Genomic DNA, 18,033 nt, shown 5'->3' with positions numbered 1-18,033 from the left:
ACTCGGGTCACAGTTCGTGTCGCGCGCGAAGTTGACGTGATTTGGCGGTTCATGGAACCGTCGGGATGGTCTATCGAGCCGTCGATGACGACCTCTTCCACGACCAAGCTCGCGCGCGACCTCAAGTCCGGCGCCCTTTCCCTGGCCATCGCCGAGATCGCCGAGGAAGCCGCACACTTGATCCTGCCCTATTGGCGCGCCGGAACGGCCGTCGAGACCAAGGCGGACGACAGCCCGGTGACCCAGGCCGACCGCGCCGCGGAGGCCCTGATCCTGGAACGGCTGGCGGCCCTTTATCCCGGCGTCCAGACGGTCGCTGAAGAAGCGGTCTCGGCGAACGGCGCGCCCGCCAGCGCCGAAGAGTGGTTCTGGCTGATCGACCCGCTGGACGGCACGCGCGGGTTCGTGCGCGGCGGCGAGGCCTTCACCGTCAATATCGCCCTGATCCACGGTGACCGCCCGGTCGCCGGCGTGGTGACGGCCCCGGCGACGGCGACGACCTGGCGCACCGACAAGCCGGAGGGCGGCGCCTTCCGTCGTCAGTTCGGCGCCCTTCAGGCCGGCGAGGCCCACGCCGGCGAGGACTGGCGGCCCATCCGGGTGCGCGACCGTCCGCAGGAGGGCATGGCCCTGCTGAGCCACAGCGTCACCGACGAGGAGGCGACGCGCCTGGCCGCCCGCCACGGCTGCAGCCGCTGGCAGGGAACGGACTCCTCGTTGAAATTCTGCCTGATCGCCGAGGGTCGGTTCGACGCCTATCCGCGCACCGGCCCGACCTCGGAATGGGACACGGCGGCGGGACAGGCCGTGCTGGAAGCCGCAGGGGGGCGTGTGCTGGCCGACGACGGTCAGCGGCTGTCCTATGGCAAGTCGCGGTTCCTGAACGGCGCCTTCGTCGCCATGGGCGGCTGAGCCCGCCGCCTTAGGCGTTCGTCTTTCGCAGCAGGTCCTCGGCCCGATCGGCCAGGGCCGGCACGCCCAGTTCACGCGCGGTCATGGCGGCTTCGACCAGGATCATGCCCAGTTCGGCGTATCCGGCCACGCCCATGCGGCGGCGCGCCAGTTGCACCTCGGCCATGCCGATCTGATCGGCGGCCCAGTCCAGCGGCGTCGCTGCGCCCATGCGGGCGCGCAGCCGGGCCTCGAGCATCGTCAGGCCAGCGTGATCCATGACGGCCTCGGCCAGGGCGATCTCGCGCGCCATCCGCCGCTCGCGCGCCAAGGCGCCGATGACCAGGTCGGACCCCTGGGTCAGGCTCTCGGCCTGGGTCAGCAGCATCAGCGGCGGTGTGTCGTCGCCGGCGCGCAGCACCTGGATGGCGGCCCAGTCCAGCGGGCTGTGGTCGGGGGTGAACTGATCGGCGGCGGCATCGAACATGATCCGGCCCTGGGCGTGAGCCTCGGCATGGCCGGCGATAGCGGCCAGGGCCGACAGGCCGGCGCCGCACAGGGCCAGGGCGCGGGCGCGCGTCAGTGGGCGATGGTCGGGCGAGGCGGTCTCCACCAGGGCGCCCAGGTCGCGGCCGGCCTGGTCCAGCAGACGGGCGTCGCGCTGGATCACCCCCATCTCGAGCAGCAGGGACGCGCGGTCCATGCGCAGGTCCATGTCGTTGGTCGCGTCGGCCTGGACGGCGGCGTCCATCAGGGCGGCGGCCTGTTTCAGAGCCTCGACGTCGCCGCTGAGGCGCGCCGTGCGGACCTTCAGCCGCGCCTGGACCGAAGCCAGGCCGGCGGCGATGCGGCGGCTGCGCGGATGGGCGCCCTCCAGCGCGGACAGGGCGCGGTCCAGTCGAACAGGGTCGCCGCACAGGTCGAAACGCAGCATCAGGCCCAGGGCCTTGTCTATCGCCGCCAGCGTGATCTGATCCTCGCCCTGGGCGGTCCGCACAAGGCTGTCGGCGCAGCGGTCGGCCCGGTCCAGGCTGTCGGCCGCGCCGCCGCGACGCGCATGCTCGCGCCACAGGGCCGCCGCACGGTGTTCGGTTTCGAAGGGACGGGCGCAGGAGACGCGTCCGGCGTCCGTGGTTTCGCGCCGGGCCTCGGTCTGCAGCAGGTCCACGCCGATCAGCTCGACCCAGCCCAGGTCTTCGCTCTCCCGCGCCTGGGCGAACAGCTTGCGAAGATCACGACCGAACTCGAACATGCGCTGGACCTCTGTAATCCCGCTTCGGGACGCATGGTGCGTCTCTCTCGGCGTGCAATGCAAACGCAGCGCCGCAAAAGCGGTTCGACTTGGCCTTATGCGCCCGAGATTCAGGCTTCAGCCCAGGTTGGGCGTCCTCTGCTGGCAGCGTTGAAGGGCGGCTCGCGCGGCAGCGGCGTCGGCGTTCAGCTGACGCACCGCCGTGATGCGCGCGCGGGTCTGGTCGGATTCGGCGGCCTGGGACGGCTTTCCGGCGGCTGTGCCCGCCTGCATCGCCGCCAGCGACCAATAGAGGGCGGCGTCATACAGGCGACGCCCCTCTGCGCTCTCGCCGCCTTCCAGCTCGGACGCGGCCTGGGTCAGGCCGGCGCAGCGCACCGCCTCCTCATAGGGGATCAGTCCGACCGAGGGGGCGGCCTGCAGCATGAAGGCGATGCTGGAGAAGGCGAGGAGCGACGACATCGGGCGACCATGGCGCAGTCGCGTGACCAAGGAAAGGCGTCAGATGAGGGAGGTCAGCCGCGTTCCTTCGTCTTGGTGAAGGCGATCTTGGGGAAGCGTTCGCCAACGTAGCCGGTCTCCCAGCTGGACTTGGCCAGGAAGACGGGGGCCTGGTCGATGTCGCGGGCCATCTGGGGGCGATATTTGCCGCTGAAGTCCTCGATGTCGGCGTCGGTTCCCCCCGAGGCTGGAGTGACCCAGCGGGCTTCGGCGTAGGGGGACGGTTCGAAGATGACATCCAGGCCGTACTCCTCGCCCAAGCGGTCGGCCATGACCTCGAACTGAAGCTGGCCCACGGCGCCGACGATGAAGTCCGAGCCGATCTCGGGCCGGAACAACTGGGTCACGCCCTCTTCGGCCAGACCTTCCAGCGCCTTCTTCAGGTGTTTGGCCTTCAGCGGATCCTTGACCCGCACCCGTTGCAGGATTTCCGGCGCGAAGTTCGGCAGGCCGGCGAAGCGGACCACGCCGCTTTCCGACAGGCTGTCGCCCACCCGCAGCACCCCGTGATTCGGGATTCCGATCACGTCGCCGGCGAAGGCGTCGTCGGCGAGTTCACGGTCGCTGGCGAAGAACATGATCGGCGCATTGACCGACAGCGACTTGCCCGTGTTCTGAACCTTCAGCTTCATCCCGCGCTTGAAGGCGCCTGAGGCCATGCGGAACATGGCGATCCGGTCGCGGTGGTTGGGGTCCATGTTCGCCTGGACCTTGAAGACGAAGCCGGTGACCTCGTTCGCGCCCGGCTCGACCACGGTCTCGACCGGGGCGGGGGCGTTGCGGGTCTCGGGCGGAGATTCCTTCCTGGCCTTCATCACCTTGGGCGCGGGGGCCCAGTCGCCGATGGCCTTCAGCAGTTCGTCGATGCCGAAGTGGCGCAGGGCCGAACCCCACAACACGGGCGTCATATGGCCCTCCAGGAAGGCCTGCCGGTCGAAGGCCGGATAGCCGCCCTCGACCAGTTCGACGGCCTCGGCGAGATTGTTCTGCTCGCCGGCCTCGAAATACTGCGCCGCCTGGTCCAGCGGCAGGGCCTGCGGATGATCCGGGTCTTCGGCGGAGCCGGCGATCTTGCGGGTATAGGGTTGGAACCGGCCGGTGCCGACCTCGACCATGCCGCGCAGGCGATTGCCGCTCTCGGCCGGCCACCAGATCGGGGCCGGGTCCAGCTGAAGGCGCGACGCGATGTCGTCCAGCAGGGTCATCGGGTCCTGGGCTTCGCGGTCCAGCTTGTTGATGAAGGTGATGATCGGGATGTCGCGCAGGCGGCAGACCTCGAACAGTTTCAGCGTCTGCGGCTCGATGCCCTTGGCGGCGTCCAGCACCATGATGGCGCAGTCGGCGGCGGTCAGGGTGCGATAGGTGTCTTCGGAAAAGTCCTCGTGCCCCGGCGTATCGAGCAGGTTGAACATCTTGCCGTCGTGCTCGAACGTCATGACCGAGGCGCTGACGGAAATCCCGCGCTCCTTCTCGATCTTCATCCAGTCCGAACGCGTACGCCGGTTCTCGCCGCGCGCCCGCACGGCCCCGGCGGCACGAATGGCGCCGCCCGCCAGCAGGATATGCTCGGTCAGGGTCGTCTTGCCCGCATCCGGGTGGGCGATGATGGCGAAGGTCCGGCGGCGAGCGGCTTCTTCAGGCAGGGTCAAGGAGGACATGGCGCGCGACTAGCGCGCCGCGCGATGAAAGTCACTCGCTGGCGGGTTCGAGGATTGATCCAGGTGTGCCTTGAGGAGGCTGTTCCTGCGGCTCAGGTTCGTCGATCTGCGGCGCGTCAGCGTCGTCGGTCATCTCAGGCAGAGCGTCGCCGGCTTCCAATGACGCGATCATCCTTGTTGCAAAGGCCGATGCTTCACTGCCGTGCGGATTGTTGGCCAGAGGGCGAAGCACGGCGACCGCCTCTTCCTGTTCCCCCGTCATCGCCAGGGCGGAGGCGAAGCGGAAGCGCACCGCCGCCAGTTGAGGCGCGCGATCCAGCGCCAGCCCCATCGTCAGCAGGTCGTTGTCATTTGGGTAGCCGATCTCACCTTGACGTAGTTCGGACAGCAGCATCAGCGTCTGGTAATCGTTGTCGCCCGCAGCATAAGCGCGCGCCAGATAGGCGCGAGCCTGGTTTCGCAACATCGTGGCCTCGGCGTCGTCGTCTGTTTCGCGCGCCTGACGCAGGCGTTCCTGCGCCAGATACTGAAGCGCTTCCACGTGGTTGGGGTCGATGGTGATCAGTTGTTGAAGGGCGCGCTCGCCTGCCTCACGGTCGCCGAAGTGCAGCCCTGCATGACCGGCGGCCATAAGCGCCAGCGGATCGTCTGGATACCGCGCCGCCAAACGCGCGACTTCCTGCCCGAGCGATTGACGATCCTCGTCCGGAACGCCGACCTTGAGCCGCTGGTTGATCAGCAGCAGGTCGTTCGCCGCCGGCGAGAGGCGGGTGACAGCGATCTCGGCTGCGGGAAATTGTCCGCTGATCTTCGTCGCCGTCAGTCGGGTCCGGGTGTAACGGCGCAGGCTGTCGCGCAGTTGGGTCAGGCTCATGTCTGTCGCGGTTTGCATCGCTTCGACGGGATCTCGTCCCTGGCTGACCTCATTCAAATAGGTCTGAAGTTGCTTGGATCTTTCAGGATCGTTGATGAACCAGTGGGTCAGCAGCCAGGCGATCGGATAATAGGTCGCGCGTTGGCTCGTCGATTGGACCTCGCCCGGACGTTTGCGCAGCAGAACCTCAAGCGGAATCCAACTCTCCGCTCCAATCCAGTAAGCGCGATTCTCGTTGAAGTTGCCGAGAACGACCTCACGATCGCGCACGTCGATCTCAGCGGTCATGTAGTATTCGGCGAAACCCTCCACGAACCAGGCGGGATAGGCGCCAGGGAAGTTTCCGAGCATAAAGTGGTGGACATATTCGTGCATCAGAATGTCGTCGCCGGACAGGCCGCCGGCGTCGCCGCGTATGGCGACTGCGAAGACATCCTCCTCGGTAGGGAAATAGGTTCCGGCGACGTGCTCGCCGCTTTGCGGGTGAACGCGAAGCAGCCCACGCCTGTTGCTGACCAGATAGATGGGCAGCTTTCGGGGAGGTGTTGCAGCGCCGTCCAGCCCTGATCGAAACAGCATGACGCGATCGAACATCTCCAGCTTCTGGACATAGTCCTTCAGCGCTCTCTCGCTGCCTTCGCTGTAAACGATGAAATGTTCGCTTTCGGCCTTCAACCAATCGGCGCGGGCGGGTTGAGCCGTCGCCGCCACGGTGAAAATCCCCGCCGCAGCGGCGGCGCAGGCCAGAAGCCTCATACGCATAAACTTGTTCCCGAAAGTCCCGTGGCGAGACGATGCAACTTCGACGCGCTTTCGTCCAGCGTCCATGCCCTATCAAATAACCCCTCGCCATCAGGGGATATTGGAGTCATGCTCCCGTCTGGAGGAGATGATCAGGCCGTCAGAGCCAGACGCTCCCCTCCCGGTTCGATCCGGGATCATAGGGAAAGGAAACGACGATGGCAGTGATCCATCCTCAAGACCGCGTGTTCACCCGCGCCCCGCGCGAGCGGGCTCCGCTTCATCCGGCCGTCGGCCTGGCGGTCGGGTTCGGGTTCATCGTGGCGGTGGCCACGCTGGTGCATGTGCTCTTCAACGCGGTGGTCTGAACCTCCGCGCTTCAGGTCTGCGCCGTAAATCAGGCGGCCAGACGGTTCCAGACGGCGCGGTCGGCGGCGACGGCGTCGAGACGACGGCCCTTGGCTTGTAGCTGGCGCATGACCGCCTCGGGCAGGGCGCAGAAGCGCGGCTCGACCAGGTCGGGATCGCAGGCGACGGCCGGGGCGGCGAACAGGGCCGCATTCACGTCAGGGCTGCGCTCGGCGATCAGCCAGGCAAGACGGCGCGCGCGTTCGGGATCGTTGCGATGAAGCAGCGGATCCTCGGCGAACAGCTCGCAACCCAGCTCCAGCAGATAGTCGAGACCCAGCTTCTCGAACCGGCGCGTGTCGGCAGGCGTGACCGGGCAGGCCTCGTCCAGGTCGAACACGACATCGTTCATAAGAAACAGCATGGGCGATACGCTCGACTGGCCGGACGCGAAGTCGTCCGTAGCCCCACAATAGACGCCGCCGCTTGCGGTCCCGTTCACGGACGCGGTTAAGAGTTTCTGACCAGCGGCAGACGCTCGGCCGCTTCCCCGCGACCAAAAGCATGGGCGATGACGCAAGGTGACCCTTGCGGAGCGGCGCGGGCTTGGCTTACCTGATCACGCATTGTTACAGGTCCGGCGTCGCGCCGGGGAAAGACCGTCATGACGACCCATGAAGATCGCGCCGGGCTGAAGGTCGCGGGCGAGTTGATCGCCCTGATCGAGCAGGACGTGCTGCCGGGCTTGGGCCTGGATGCGGCGACCTTCTGGGCCGGGACTGCCGCGATCTTCGAGCGGTTCGCGCCGGAGAACCGGGCGCTGCTGGAGCGACGCGACGCCTTGCAGGCGCAGATCGACGACTGGCATCGGGCGCGGCGAGGCCAGCCCTATGACGTGGGGGCGTCGGAGGCCTTCCTGAGAGAGATCGGCTATCTGGTTCAGGAACCGGCGGCGTTTTCCATCGGCACCGAAGGCGTGGACGCCGAGATCGCGCAGATGGCCGGGCCGCAGTTGGTCGTGCCGGTGCTGAACGCGCGCTTCCTGCTCAACGCCGCCAATGCGCGCTGGGGCAGTCTCTATGACGCTCTGTATGGCACCGACGCCCTGGGCGATCTGCCGGCCGGCGGCGGCTATGATGCGGCGCGCGGGGCGCGGGTGGTGGCGCGGGCCAAGGCCTTCCTGGACGAAGCGGCGCCGTTGGCGGAAGGGTCGCACGCGGATGTCGTCGGATGGTCGGTGGTGAACGGCGTCCTGTCGCCGGCGCTGAAGGATGCGGGGCAGTTCGTCGGCTTTACGGGCGATCCGGCGGCGCCGGCGTCGATCCTGTTGGCCCACAACGGTCTGCATATCGAACTGGTCATCGACCGCAGCCATCCGGTCGGGCGGGGCGATGCGGCGGGGCTGGCGGACGTGGTGCTGGAAACGGCCCTGACGACCATCGTCGATCTGGAGGATTCCGTCGCCGCCGTGGATGCAGCGGACAAGGCCGAGGCCTATCGCAACTGGCTGGGCCTGATGCGGGGCGACCTGTCGGCGACGTTCAAGAAGGGCGGCGAGACCCTGACCCGCGCGATGGAGCCGGATCGCCAGTGGACGGCGCCGGACGGATCGTCGGTGATCCTGAAGGGGCGCAGCCTGCTGTTCGTGCGCAACGTCGGGCATCTGATGACGACCCCGGCCATTCGTCTGGCCGACAGGTCGGATGCGCCCGAGGGGATCATGGATGCGATCGTGACCAGCCTGATCGCCCTCTATGACATCAAGGGGCTGGGTGGGTTCGGCAACAGCGCGACGGGCTCGGTCTATATCGTCAAACCCAAGATGCATGGGCCGGAAGAAGCCGCCTTCACCGACCGGCTGTTCGATGCGGTCGAGGACCTTCTGGCCCTGCCGCGCCATGCGATCAAGGTCGGGGTGATGGACGAGGAGCGGCGGACCTCCGCCAATCTGGCGGCCTGTATCCAGGCGGTGAAGGACCGGATCGTCTTCATCAACACCGGCTTCCTGGATCGCACCGGCGACGAGATCCACACCGCCATGCAGGCCGGGCCGGTGGTGCGAAAGGCCGACATCAAGTCCAGCGCCTGGATCGCGGCCTATGAGGCGCGCAACGTCGCCATCGGCCTGAAATGCGGCCTGTCGGGCAAGGCCCAGATCGGCAAGGGCATGTGGGCGGCGCCGGATCGGATGGCCGACATGCTGGAGCAGAAGATCGCCCACCCCAGGACGGGCGCCAACACCGCCTGGACGCCTTCGCCGACGGCGGCGACGCTGCACACGCTGCACTATCACGCCGTCGATGTGTTCGCGGTGCAGAAGGCGGTGGCGGAGCAGCCGACGCCGGGGCTGGAGGCCCTGCTGACCCCGCCCTTGGCCCCCGATCTGGCTAATGGCGTCAACTGGTCCGAGGACGAGGTGGCGGCCGAGCTGGACAACAACGCCCAGGGCATCCTCGGCTATGTGGTGCGCTGGATCGATCAGGGGGTGGGCTGTTCCAAGGTGCCGGACATCCACGACATCGGTCTGATGGAAGACCGGGCGACGCTGCGGATCAGTTCGCAGCATATCGCCAACTGGTTGCTGCACGGGGTCTGCACGGCCGATCAGGTGGAGGCCGCCTTCCTGCGCATGGCCGCTAAGGTCGATGGCCAGAACGCGGGCGATCCGCTGTATCGGCCTATGGCGGCGAACCCCGAGGCCAGCTTGGCTTATCAGGCGGCGCGGGCGCTGGTGTTCGAGGGAGTGGTCCAGCCGAACGGCTATACCGAGCCGCTGCTTCATGCCTGGCGGTTGAAGGCGAAGGCCCGCTGAGCAAAATCCGTCACCCTCGGGCTTGTCCCGAGGGCCTACGGCTGATGCAGACGCGGGCTTTGGAGGCGGATCGAGATCGACGATCCATGCCCTTACCGTGCGACGGATGGGTGGGCCCTCGGGACAAGCCCGAGGGTGACGGGAGTTTAGAGGGTCAGCTCCTTGTCCGTCCCGACGGAGGACCGGGCGCAGGTTCCAGCGGGCCTTCCTCGTCGTCGGCCATGACGTCGTCGGCGGCGTCGTTGGCGGTCTGGGCGCGGCGGTGGGGGGTGACGGGTCGCGGCGCGGAGCCCACGCCATAGCCGAGCCGCTTCAGGGCCTCGTCGCCTTCCAGGCCGAAGGCGCTGCGGATGCGCAGGTCACTCTGGGGGAAGGGCACCTCCATGCCGGCGGCGTCCAGGGCGTCGGCGATCAGCCACGTATAGGCGGCGTGCATGGCGGCGGGCCGCTTGACCGCCTCGCGCGTCGGCCAGACCAGCAGTTCGAACGACAGGCCCTTGTCGCCGAAGGCCACCAGCCAGACCTGGCTCTTGCGGGCTTCGGTCTCGGGCAGGGTGAAGGGGCTGGCCCGCGCCGCCGCCAGCACCGCATCGCGCACCTTGCCGCGATCCGAGCCATAGGCGACCGAGAAGGGCACGTGGATGCGGCGCGTGTCGCCTTTCAGCGTCCAGTTGGTGACCGGCTGTTCGATGAAGCGCGAATTGGGCACCAGGACATTGACGTTGTCGTTGGTGCGGACGCGGGTGGCGCGCGGGCCGATCTCCATGATGGCGCCGCGAATGCCGATGTCCTCGATCTCGATATAGTCGCCAACCGACACCATCCGGTCGAAGATCAGGAACAGGCCGGAGACGAACTCCTTGACCACGCCCTGCAGGCCCAGACCCACGCCGATGCCCAGGGCGCCCGCGAACACCGTCAGGGACGACAGGTTCAGGCCCGCCGCCGACAGCGCCGACATGACGCCCACGACGATGATGGCGTAACCCGCCAGCCGTTCCAGCAGATAGACGGCCTGGCGGCTGCGATCCGCCCGTTCGCGCAGTCGGCGCAGGGACCGCGTCACCAGCCAGTGGGCGGCGAAGGCGACCAGCAGGATCACCCCGGCGCTGGTCAGGCCGCCGATCGTCAGATTGGCCCCGGCGATCCGCACGACCTGCGACTGTTCGATGGCCGCGAGGTCCAATTGTTTGATCGGATTGGTCATTGGCTCCAGAGCGCTTGGCGAACGGTCAAGGTTCCACCCTCGCGCCCGAACCGGCCGAACGTCGAGGGGTCAGATGCTGAAATCCTCGGTCGAGAACCGGCCGTCCAGCCAGGCGACGATGCGTTCCGCCGCGTCCTCGGGAGACATGGTGGTGGTGTCCACGACGATTTCCGGGGCTTCGGGCGCTTCGTAGGGGCTGTCGATGCCGGTGAAATTCTTCAGTTCGCCGGCGCGGGCCTTTTTGTAGAGGCCTTTGACGTCGCGTTGTTCGGCGACGGCCAGGGGGGTGTCGACGTGGACTTCGACGAACTCGCCGGGTCCCAGCAGGTCGCGGGCCAGGCGGCGCTCGGCGCGGAAGGGGGAGATGAAGCTGACCAGAACGATCAGGCCGGCGTCCACCATCAGTTTCGACACCTCGGCGACACGGCGGATGTTCTCGACCCGGTCCTCCTCGGTGAAGCCCAGATCGCGGTTCAGGCCGTGGCGGACATTGTCGCCGTCCAGCAGATAGGTGTGGCGGCCGTCGGCGTAGAGACGTTTTTCGACCAGATCGGCGATGGTGGATTTGCCCGCGCCGGACAGGCCGGTCAGCCAGACGACGCGGCCCCTCTGGTTCTTGATCGTGGCGCGCGCATCCTTGTCCACCGATAGCACCTGCCAGTGGATGTTGTGGGCGCGGCGCAGGGCGAAGTTCAGCAGGCCCGCCCCGACCGTGCGGTTCGAGATCCGGTCGATCAGGATGAAGCCGCCCAGATCCTTGTTCTCGACATAGGGGGCGAAGGCGACCGGGGCGTCCAGCGAGAGGTTGCAGACGCCGATTTCGTTCAGCTCCAGCCGCTTGGCCGGCTGCTGCTCCAGGGTGTTGACGTTCACCTTGTGCTTGGGCTCGGTGATGGTCGCCCCGACGAGTTTGGCGCCGATCTTGAGCAGATAGGGGCGGCCCGGCAGCAGGGGTTCGTCGTCCATCCAGACCACGGTGGCCTCGAACTGGTCGGCGGCCTCGGGCGGGGCGTCGGCTGAGGCCAGGACGTCGCCGCGCGAGACATCGATCTCGTCGGCCAGGGTCAGGGTGATCGACTGGCCGGCGACGGCTTGATCCAGGTCGCCGTCGGCGGTGACGATGCGGGCGACGGTCGAGGTCTTGCCCGACGGCAGGACGCGGACTTGATCGCCGCGGCGCACGGTCCCGGCGGCGATCTGGCCGGAGAAACCGCGGAAGTCGAGGTTGGGCCGGTTGACCCACTGCACCGGCAGGCGGAACGGATCGGCCTGCAGGTCGTCCCCGACCTCCAGCGTCTCCAGCAGGCTCATCAGCGGCGGGCCGGCGTACCAGGGCGAATGGGCGCTGGCCTCAGTGATGTTGTCGCCGCGCAGGGCGGACATCGGAATGGCGTCGAAGGTCTTAAGCCCGATCTGGCCGGCGAAGACCGAGAAGTCGGCGACGATGGCGTCGAACACATCCTGGGACCAGCCCATCAGGTCCATCTTGTTGACCGCCAGGATGACGTGGCGAATGCCCAGCAGGCTGACCAGATAGGCGTGACGCCGCGTCTGGGTCAGGACGCCGCGACGGGCGTCGATCAGGATGACGGCGGCGTCCGCAGTCGAGGCGCCGGTGACCATGTTGCGGGTGTATTGTTCGTGGCCGGGCGTGTCGGCGACGATGAATTTGCGCTTTTCGGTCGAGAAGAAGCGATAGGCCACGTCGATGGTGATGCCCTGTTCGCGCTCGGCGGCGAGACCATCGACCAGCAGAGCGAAGTCGATGTCGCCCCCTTGCGTGCCGACGCGGCGGCTGTCGGCCTCCAGCGCCGCCATCTGATCCTCGAAGATCATCTTGGAGTCGTAGAGCAGCCGGCCGATCAGGGTGGACTTGCCGTCGTCCACGCTGCCGCAGGTGATGAAGCGCAGCAGGCTCTTGTGCTGGTGAGCGTCCAGATAGGCGTCGATGTCGCGGGCGATGAGGTCGGATTGGTGAGCCATCAGAAATAGCCCTCCTGCTTCTTCTTCTCCATCGAGGCGGACTGGTCGTGGTCGATCATCCGGCCCTGACGCTCCGACGTGGTGGTCAGCAGCATTTCCTGAATGACCTCGGGCAGGGTCGCGGCCGTGCTCTCGACCGCCCCGGTCAGGGGGTAGCAGCCCAGGGTGCGGAACCGGACCGACTTCATCTGGGGCGTCTCGCCGGGGCGCAGCCGGAAGCGGTCGTCATCGACCATGATCAGGGCGCCGTCGCGCTCGACCACCGGCCGTTCAGCGGCCAGATACAGGGGCACGATGGGGATCTGCTCAAGGTGAATGTATTGCCAGACGTCCAACTCGGTCCAGTTGGAGATGGGGAAGACGCGGATGCTCTCGCCCGGACGCTTACGCGTGTTGTAGAGCCGCCAGAGTTCAGGGCGCTGGTTCTTGGGATCCCAGCGCTGCTCGGCCGTGCGGAAGGAGAAGATGCGCTCCTTGGCGCGGGACTTTTCCTCGTCACGGCGAGCGCCGCCGAATGCCGCGTCGAAGCCATAGTGCGACAGGGCCTGTTTCAGCCCCTCGGTCTTCCACAGGTCGGTGTGCAGGGCCGAGCCGTGGTCGAAGGGATTGATGCCGCGCGCGACGGCGTCAGGGTTCTGGTGGACCAGCAGTTCGACGCCCAGATCGGCGGCGGCCTGTTCGCGCATCTCGTACATGGCGCGGAACTTCCACGTCGTATCGACATGCAACAGGGGGAAGGGCGGCTTGGATGGGTAGAAGGCCTTCTTCGCCAGGTGCAGCATCACGGCCGAATCCTTGCCGATCGAATACAGCATGACGGGTCGCTCGGCCTCGGCCGCCACCTCGCGCATGATGTGGATGCTCTCTGCCTCCAGGCGCTGAAGATGGGTCAGGCGATGGGCGGGCAGGGCGTTTCGGCTTTCGGTCAGAATGGCAGTGTCCACCAGCGGGTCTCCGTCGAACCCCGACGTGACAACGCCAATGTGCGACGTAAGACAAGCGATGGATACTGCCACGGCCTGAGAGATTTCCCCCGTGTCGCACCCCCGCGTCCGAACCGGGCGCTGGGACGTAAAGGAACCAGGGTCGCCGAGCGCGGCTTAGGTCTTCAAACGGAAACGCTCATGTCCATCATGAAATCCCTCGCCGCCTCGGTCGCCGCCGCCGCCGCCCTGTCGGCCTGCGTGACGGCCCCGTCCCCGTCCGAATATCGCGCGCCACAGCCGGCGAAACCGGTGGATGTCCAGCGCCTGTGGTCCGGGCGCTGGCACGAGATTGCGCGTCTGCCGGATCGGTTGACGGACGGCTGCGTGGCGGGGGCGTCCATCTATACGCCGGTCGAGGGTACACGCGTCGACGTGCGCGACACCTGTCAGGTCGGCACGCCGCAGGGCAAGGAAAAGGCCATCGGCGGACGCGGAGAAATCCTCGATCCTGGAACCAATGCCAAGCTGAGGGTCAAGTATCTGGCGGGCTTCGTGACCTGGGATTACTGGGTTCTGGACCGGGCGGAAGACTACAGCTGGTTCATCTCGGCGGACCCAACGTTCGAGCGCCTGTTCATCTACACGCGCGACCTGCCCGATCAGGCGCAGGTGCGGGACCTGACAGAACGGGCGCGCGCCCTGGGGTATGATGTCAGCCGGCTGGAGTTCCCCGCTCAACCCGCGCGCTGAGGTTCTGAGATCATGTCGCCGATGTCGCAATCCTTTTTCCTTTCGGCGGTGCTGATCGGGACGTTGGGGCTGGCGGCCTGCGCCGGGCAGACCGCACTGCCGTCCGAGGCCGGCTTCGGCGCAAATCCTGAACTGCCGCCGCCTCACGGCGCTTTGATTCCCTTGGTGAAGATCGCCCCAGCCGTGGGATGGCCTCAAGGGGCGACGCCCATTGCGGCGCCGGGCCTGCGGGTCCAGGCCTACGCCGGCGGTCTCGATCATCCGCGCTGGCTCTACCGCCTGCCCAACGGCGACGTTCTGGTCGCCGAGTCCAATGCGCCGCCGCCGCCGCAAGACAAGAAGGGCGGCCTGCGCGAATGGGTGATGGGCAAGGTGATGGCCAAGGCCGGAGCGGGCGTGCCCAGCCCCGACAAGATCGTCCTGCTGCGCGACGCTGACGGGGACGGCGTCGCCGAGACCCGGGCGGACTTCCTGACCGGCCTGCATTCGCCGTTCGGCATGGCCCTGGTCGGGGATCGGCTCTATGTGGCCAACGCCGATGCGGTGGTGGCCTTCCCCTATCAGACGGGACAGACGCGGATCACGGCGGCGGCGACGAAGGTCGCGGACCTGCCGGCCGGCCGCAATCACCACTGGACCAAGAGCCTGGTCGCCAGCGCGGACGGCGCCCGGCTCTATGTCGGGGTCGGGTCCAACTCCAACGTCGGCGAATACGGACTGGATGAAGAGGTTGATCGCGCGGCGATCCTCGAGATCGATCCCGCGACGGGGACGAGGCGCATCTACGCCTCGGGCCTGCGCAATCCTGTGGGTCTGGCCTGGAATCCCGAGAGCGGCCGGCTGTGGGTCGCGGTCAACGAGCGCGACGAGATCGGCGACGACCTCGTGCCCGACTATATGACGTCGGTGACGCCAAACGCCTTCTATGGATGGCCGTGGAGCTATTACGGTCAGCACGTCGATACCCGTCCGCCGGCCAACCCCGCCATGGTCGCACGCGCGATCCGGCCGGATTACGCCCTGGGCGCCCATACCGCCTCGCTGGGATTGACGTTCAGCGACGGGGCGGCCCTGCTGCCCTCGGCTTGGCGCAACGGCGCCTTCATCGGCCAGCATGGATCATGGAACCGCAGCGTCCGCAGCGGCTACAAGGTCATCTTCGTGCCCTTCGCCGGGGGCTGGCCAGCCGGTCCGCCGCAGGATGTGCTGACGGGATTCCTGGACGCCGAAGGTCGTGCCCAGGGCCGACCTGTCGGGGTTCTGATCGACGGGTCGGGCGGTTTGCTGGTCGCCGATGACGTGGGCGACGTGATCTGGCGGGTGACGACGGCGGATTAATCCGGAAGACAAAAAGCCCCGGCCAAGGCCGGGGCTTTCTCGTTCTGGCGATCGGTTAGTTCAGCGGTTGAACCGAGATCGTCGGCGCGGTCGGTTGAGCGGGTGTCGTCATGACCGGGGCCGGGGTCGTCGCCGGCGCCGTGTTCAGCTGGCTAGTGCTGGAAGCGGCGGGGGCCGCGTAGGGCTGGGGTCCGGTCGGCGCGGCCGGGGTTTCGACGCGGGCGGCCGGGCGTTCAACCGCGGGCTCCGCACGGCGGGGCGCAGGTTCGGCGCGACGGGCCACAGGGGCCGGAGTCGATTGCGCCGGTGCAGTCGAAGTCGCCTCGACGGGCGCCGGGGCGGCGACCGGCGTCTCGACGGCGGTCATGGCCGACGGGGCGGGCTGCATCGCCGGGGCGACCGGTGCGGCCGTCTGGGCCGGAGCGGCCTGTTCGCCGCCGCCCATCATCAGGGCCGCCGCACCGCCCAGCACGACCACGGCTCCGATCGGGGCCAGGATCATCCAGGTCTTCACCGGCTTGCGGGCCTTGGTGGCGCGGGCGTAGCGGGGCACGAAGGCGACGTCGCCCGTGCGGGCTTGGGTCTCGGTGTCAGCGTAGGTCATCGACATGATCTGTCCTCCATAACGTTGATCAACCAACCGCCCCGCAGCGCCGCCGTTCCGCCCCCGCCGCAAAAGCCCCGAAGAAACACCTTTCCCGCCCGCAATGCGGCGAAGACCGCGCCTTTTTCAGCGTGGATGCGGCGTAATGCGGCGATAAAAAGAACGGGCCGCCTCTGGATTTCCCCCGCGTCAACAGAACAAATGGGTCACGGCCCACGCCAATCCGCAAGGGACGCGCCCGGAGCGCGACCGCGTGGTTGACCCGACGGCCCGCCTTCGTCCATCACCGGACAGGGTGGAACACGCATTGACCGGAGTGACGGCGCGCATGGGTTTTGTAGCGAATATCCGCCGGGACGTGCGTTTCGCTCGCGGCCTGTTCCGCCTGCTCAAACGCATCAAGCCGATCCAGCTGGACAGCGACGTCCTTCTTTGCGACGACTTCGAAGAGGCCGTGGACAAGTTCCCCGACAACATCGCCATCGACGACGGCCAGCGCACCCTGACCTATCGCGACCTGGACGCCATGGCCAACCGGTTCGGCCACTGGGCCAAGAACCGGGGCCTGCGCCGCAGCGACACCATCGCCCTGATGATGACGAACCGGATCGAATATCTGGCGGCCTGGATCGGCTTTTCCAAGGTCGGCATCGCCACGGCCCTTATCAACACCAATCTGGGCGGGCAGGGGCTGGCGCACTGCCTGGCCATCTCGAACGCCTTCAACGTCGTCGCTGACGAGGACTGCTGGCGTCAGATCGAGGAGGCGCGGCCTCTGGTCGATCACAATCTGGCGCTCTGGGTGCTGGGCCTGCCCGACGATCTGGAGACCAGCGATCGTCGCGGCCTGGACAAGCCGGTGCGCGGCGGGTCGTCGGTGCGGCCGTCCAAGGCCGCGCGCGGAGGTCTGACCAACCGCGACACGGCGCTCTATATCTACACCTCCGGCACGACGGGCCTGCCCAAGGCGGCGCGCATCCCGCATTCGCGCGCCCGCACCTATATGCGCGCCTTCGCCGGGGCGACGCGGTCGACGCCCGAGGACCGGATCTTCAACGTCCTGCCGCTGTATCACTCGACCGGCGGCCTGGTCGGAGTGGGGGCGGCGCTGCTGAACGGCGCGCGGCTGGTGATCCGCAAGAAGTTTTCGGCCACCACCTTCTGGCCCGACGTGCGGTCGTCGGGGGCGACGATGTTCGTCTATATCGGCGAGCTGTGCCGCTATCTGGTCAACTGTCCGCCGCACGAGGACCAGACCAAGCACAAGCTGCGGCTGGCGTTCGGCAACGGCCTGCGGGCCGATGTCTGGCCCGATTTCCAGAGCCGGTTCCGCATCCCCGAGATCCTGGAATTCTACGGCTCGACCGAGGGCAATGTCTCGCTGTTCAACTTCGACGGCAAACAAGGCGCCATCGGCCGGGTGCCCAGCTATCTGAAGAAGCAGATCAACATCCGGCTGGTGCAGTTCGACGTCGACACGGAACAGCCCGTCCGCGGACCCGAAGGTCTGTGCCGTCTGGCCCGTATCGGCGAGGTGGGCGAGGCCATCGGCCTGATCGGCAACGACATCCGCCACGACTTCTCGGGCTATGCCGACAAGGCCGCCTCGCAGAAGAAGATCCTGACCGACGTGTTCAAGAAGGGCGACCGCTGGTTCCGCACCGGCGACCTGATGAAACAGGACGCCGAGGGCTATTTCTACTTCGTGGACCGGATGGGCGACACCTTCCGCTGGAAGGGCGAGAACGTCTCGACCTCCGAGGTCGAACAGGTGCTTATGGATGCGCCCGGCGTCGCCGAGGCCATCGTCTATGGCGTGCCCGTGCCGGCCCAGGACGGCAAGGCGGGGATGGCGGCGCTGGTGGTCGAGGGCAAGTTCGACGCCCAGGCCTTCTCCGACCATGTCGAGGCCAAGCTGCCGGCCTATGCCCAGCCCGTTTTCCTGCGATTGATCAAATCGGCGGAAACGACCGGCACGTTCAAATACAGGAAGGCCGATCTGGTCGCAGACGGATTCGATCCTGAAAAGACCGGGACGGCGCTTTACGTGCGCGGCGGCAAGGCCGGGTATCAGAAGCTGACGGCGGCGGCGCGCACCGCGATCCTGAACGGCGAAGGTCGCATCTGAGGTCAGGAGACGGCGTTCGC

Annotated in this window: 15 protein-coding genes; 6 read left to right on the top strand and 9 right to left on the bottom strand. The window is 67.2% G+C overall.

Annotation, left to right across the window (positions count from 1 at the left end; genetic code table 11):
* Nucleotides 1-84: 84 nt before the first annotated feature.
* Nucleotides 85-912 (top strand): 3'(2'),5'-bisphosphate nucleotidase CysQ, encoded by an 828-nt coding sequence (gene cysQ, locus ACODSC_RS12145; protein WP_488814206.1) that lies wholly within the window; start codon nt 85-87, stop codon nt 910-912.
* A 10-nt stretch (nt 913-922) separates the two neighbouring features.
* On the opposite strand, the gene ACODSC_RS12140 is transcribed toward cysQ, so the two are convergent.
* From ACODSC_RS12140 to ACODSC_RS12125, 4 genes are all read right to left on the bottom strand, one after another.
* Nucleotides 923-2,143, bottom strand: a complete 1,221-nt coding sequence (locus ACODSC_RS12140) for a hypothetical protein (RefSeq protein WP_488814205.1) — start codon at nt 2,141-2,143, stop codon at nt 923-925.
* 117 nt (nt 2,144-2,260) lie between these two features.
* Nucleotides 2,261-2,605 (bottom strand): hypothetical protein, encoded by a 345-nt coding sequence (locus tag ACODSC_RS12135; RefSeq protein WP_488814204.1) that lies wholly within the window; start codon nt 2,603-2,605, stop codon nt 2,261-2,263.
* 53 nt (nt 2,606-2,658) lie between these two features.
* Nucleotides 2,659-4,302, bottom strand: coding sequence for a peptide chain release factor 3 (locus tag ACODSC_RS12130; RefSeq protein WP_488814203.1), 1,644 nt, complete (start codon nt 4,300-4,302; stop codon nt 2,659-2,661).
* A 31-nt stretch (nt 4,303-4,333) separates the two neighbouring features.
* Nucleotides 4,334-5,932, bottom strand: coding sequence for a hypothetical protein (locus ACODSC_RS12125; protein ID WP_488814202.1), 1,599 nt, complete (start codon nt 5,930-5,932; stop codon nt 4,334-4,336).
* A 203-nt stretch (nt 5,933-6,135) separates the two neighbouring features.
* Between ACODSC_RS12125 and ACODSC_RS12120 the strand changes: the two genes are divergently transcribed.
* Nucleotides 6,136-6,285 (top strand): hypothetical protein, encoded by a 150-nt coding sequence (locus ACODSC_RS12120; RefSeq protein ID WP_488814201.1) that lies wholly within the window; start codon nt 6,136-6,138, stop codon nt 6,283-6,285.
* Between the two features lie 29 nt (nt 6,286-6,314).
* On the opposite strand, the gene ACODSC_RS12115 is transcribed toward ACODSC_RS12120, so the two are convergent.
* Nucleotides 6,315-6,689 carry a hypothetical protein gene (locus ACODSC_RS12115; RefSeq protein ID WP_488814200.1) on the bottom strand — a complete coding sequence of 125 codons (375 nt, stop codon included), beginning with the start codon at nt 6,687-6,689 and terminating at the stop codon, nt 6,315-6,317.
* A 240-nt stretch (nt 6,690-6,929) separates the two neighbouring features.
* On the opposite strand from ACODSC_RS12115, the gene ACODSC_RS12110 reads away from it, so the two are divergent.
* Complete coding sequence (locus tag ACODSC_RS12110) at nt 6,930-9,077, top strand: malate synthase G (protein WP_488814199.1); 2,148 nt, start codon at nt 6,930-6,932, stop codon at nt 9,075-9,077.
* 154 nt (nt 9,078-9,231) lie between these two features.
* Here ACODSC_RS12110 and ACODSC_RS12105 read toward each other — a convergent pair whose 3' ends face one another.
* The 3 genes from ACODSC_RS12105 to cysD all read right to left on the bottom strand — a co-directional run bounded on the left by ACODSC_RS12105 (nt 9,232) and on the right by cysD (nt 13,250).
* Nucleotides 9,232-10,284, bottom strand: coding sequence for a mechanosensitive ion channel family protein (locus ACODSC_RS12105; protein WP_488814197.1), 1,053 nt, complete (start codon nt 10,282-10,284; stop codon nt 9,232-9,234).
* Between the two features lie 69 nt (nt 10,285-10,353).
* Nucleotides 10,354-12,267 carry a sulfate adenylyltransferase subunit CysN gene (gene cysN / locus ACODSC_RS12100; protein WP_488814195.1) on the bottom strand — a complete coding sequence of 638 codons (1,914 nt, stop codon included), beginning with the start codon at nt 12,265-12,267 and terminating at the stop codon, nt 10,354-10,356.
* A complete protein-coding gene (cysD, locus tag ACODSC_RS12095) occupies nt 12,267-13,250 on the bottom strand; it encodes a sulfate adenylyltransferase subunit CysD (RefSeq protein ID WP_488814474.1) in 984 nt (327 codons plus the stop codon). Before cysD ends, cysN begins: the two co-directional genes overlap by 1 nt.
* Nucleotides 13,251-13,391: 141 nt before the next feature.
* Between cysD and ACODSC_RS12090 the strand changes: the two genes are divergently transcribed.
* A complete protein-coding gene (locus tag ACODSC_RS12090; protein WP_488814193.1) occupies nt 13,392-13,943 on the top strand; it encodes a lipocalin family protein in 552 nt (183 codons plus the stop codon).
* A gap of 21 nt (nt 13,944-13,964) precedes the next feature.
* Entirely contained in the window at nt 13,965-15,281 is a 1,317-nt protein-coding gene (locus ACODSC_RS12085; RefSeq protein ID WP_488814192.1) for a PQQ-dependent sugar dehydrogenase, read from the top strand.
* 55 nt (nt 15,282-15,336) lie between these two features.
* On the opposite strand, the gene ACODSC_RS12080 is transcribed toward ACODSC_RS12085, so the two are convergent.
* Complete coding sequence (locus tag ACODSC_RS12080) at nt 15,337-15,885, bottom strand: hypothetical protein (protein WP_488814190.1); 549 nt, start codon at nt 15,883-15,885, stop codon at nt 15,337-15,339.
* Between the two features lie 328 nt (nt 15,886-16,213).
* Here ACODSC_RS12080 and ACODSC_RS12075 point away from each other — a divergent pair, with 328 nt between their 5' ends.
* On the top strand, nt 16,214-18,013 hold the full coding sequence (locus tag ACODSC_RS12075; RefSeq protein WP_488814188.1) for a long-chain-acyl-CoA synthetase: 1,800 nt from the start codon (nt 16,214-16,216) through the stop codon (nt 18,011-18,013).
* Nucleotides 18,014-18,033 lie beyond the last annotated feature (20 nt).

It is taken from the genome of Brevundimonas sp. FG128 (genome assembly GCF_057809775.1).
Note: the sequence above shows the minus strand (reverse complement) of the source record. Positions and strands in the feature narration are given on the sequence as shown.

Excerpts from the sequence above, each read along its gene's own strand:
- cysQ (WP_488814206.1), top strand. The coding sequence starts at position 85 with ATGACGACCTCTTCCACGACCAAGCTCGCGCGCGACCTCAAGTCCGGC.
- ACODSC_RS12140 (WP_488814205.1), bottom strand. The coding sequence starts at position 2,143 with ATGTTCGAGTTCGGTCGTGATCTTCGCAAGCTGTTCGCCCAGGCGCGG.
- ACODSC_RS12135 (WP_488814204.1), bottom strand. The coding sequence starts at position 2,605 with ATGTCGTCGCTCCTCGCCTTCTCCAGCATCGCCTTCATGCTGCAGGCC.
- ACODSC_RS12130 (WP_488814203.1), bottom strand. The coding sequence starts at position 4,302 with ATGTCCTCCTTGACCCTGCCTGAAGAAGCCGCTCGCCGCCGGACCTTC.
- ACODSC_RS12125 (WP_488814202.1), bottom strand. The coding sequence starts at position 5,932 with ATGAGGCTTCTGGCCTGCGCCGCCGCTGCGGCGGGGATTTTCACCGTG.
- ACODSC_RS12120 (WP_488814201.1), top strand. The coding sequence starts at position 6,136 with ATGGCAGTGATCCATCCTCAAGACCGCGTGTTCACCCGCGCCCCGCGC.
- ACODSC_RS12115 (WP_488814200.1), bottom strand. The coding sequence starts at position 6,689 with ATGCTGTTTCTTATGAACGATGTCGTGTTCGACCTGGACGAGGCCTGC.
- ACODSC_RS12110 (WP_488814199.1), top strand. The coding sequence starts at position 6,930 with ATGACGACCCATGAAGATCGCGCCGGGCTGAAGGTCGCGGGCGAGTTG.
- ACODSC_RS12105 (WP_488814197.1), bottom strand. The coding sequence starts at position 10,284 with ATGACCAATCCGATCAAACAATTGGACCTCGCGGCCATCGAACAGTCG.
- cysN (WP_488814195.1), bottom strand. The coding sequence starts at position 12,267 with ATGGCTCACCAATCCGACCTCATCGCCCGCGACATCGACGCCTATCTG.
- ACODSC_RS12090 (WP_488814193.1), top strand. The coding sequence starts at position 13,392 with ATGTCCATCATGAAATCCCTCGCCGCCTCGGTCGCCGCCGCCGCCGCC.
- ACODSC_RS12085 (WP_488814192.1), top strand. The coding sequence starts at position 13,965 with ATGTCGCAATCCTTTTTCCTTTCGGCGGTGCTGATCGGGACGTTGGGG.
- ACODSC_RS12080 (WP_488814190.1), bottom strand. The coding sequence starts at position 15,885 with ATGACCTACGCTGACACCGAGACCCAAGCCCGCACGGGCGACGTCGCC.
- ACODSC_RS12075 (WP_488814188.1), top strand. The coding sequence starts at position 16,214 with ATGGGTTTTGTAGCGAATATCCGCCGGGACGTGCGTTTCGCTCGCGGC.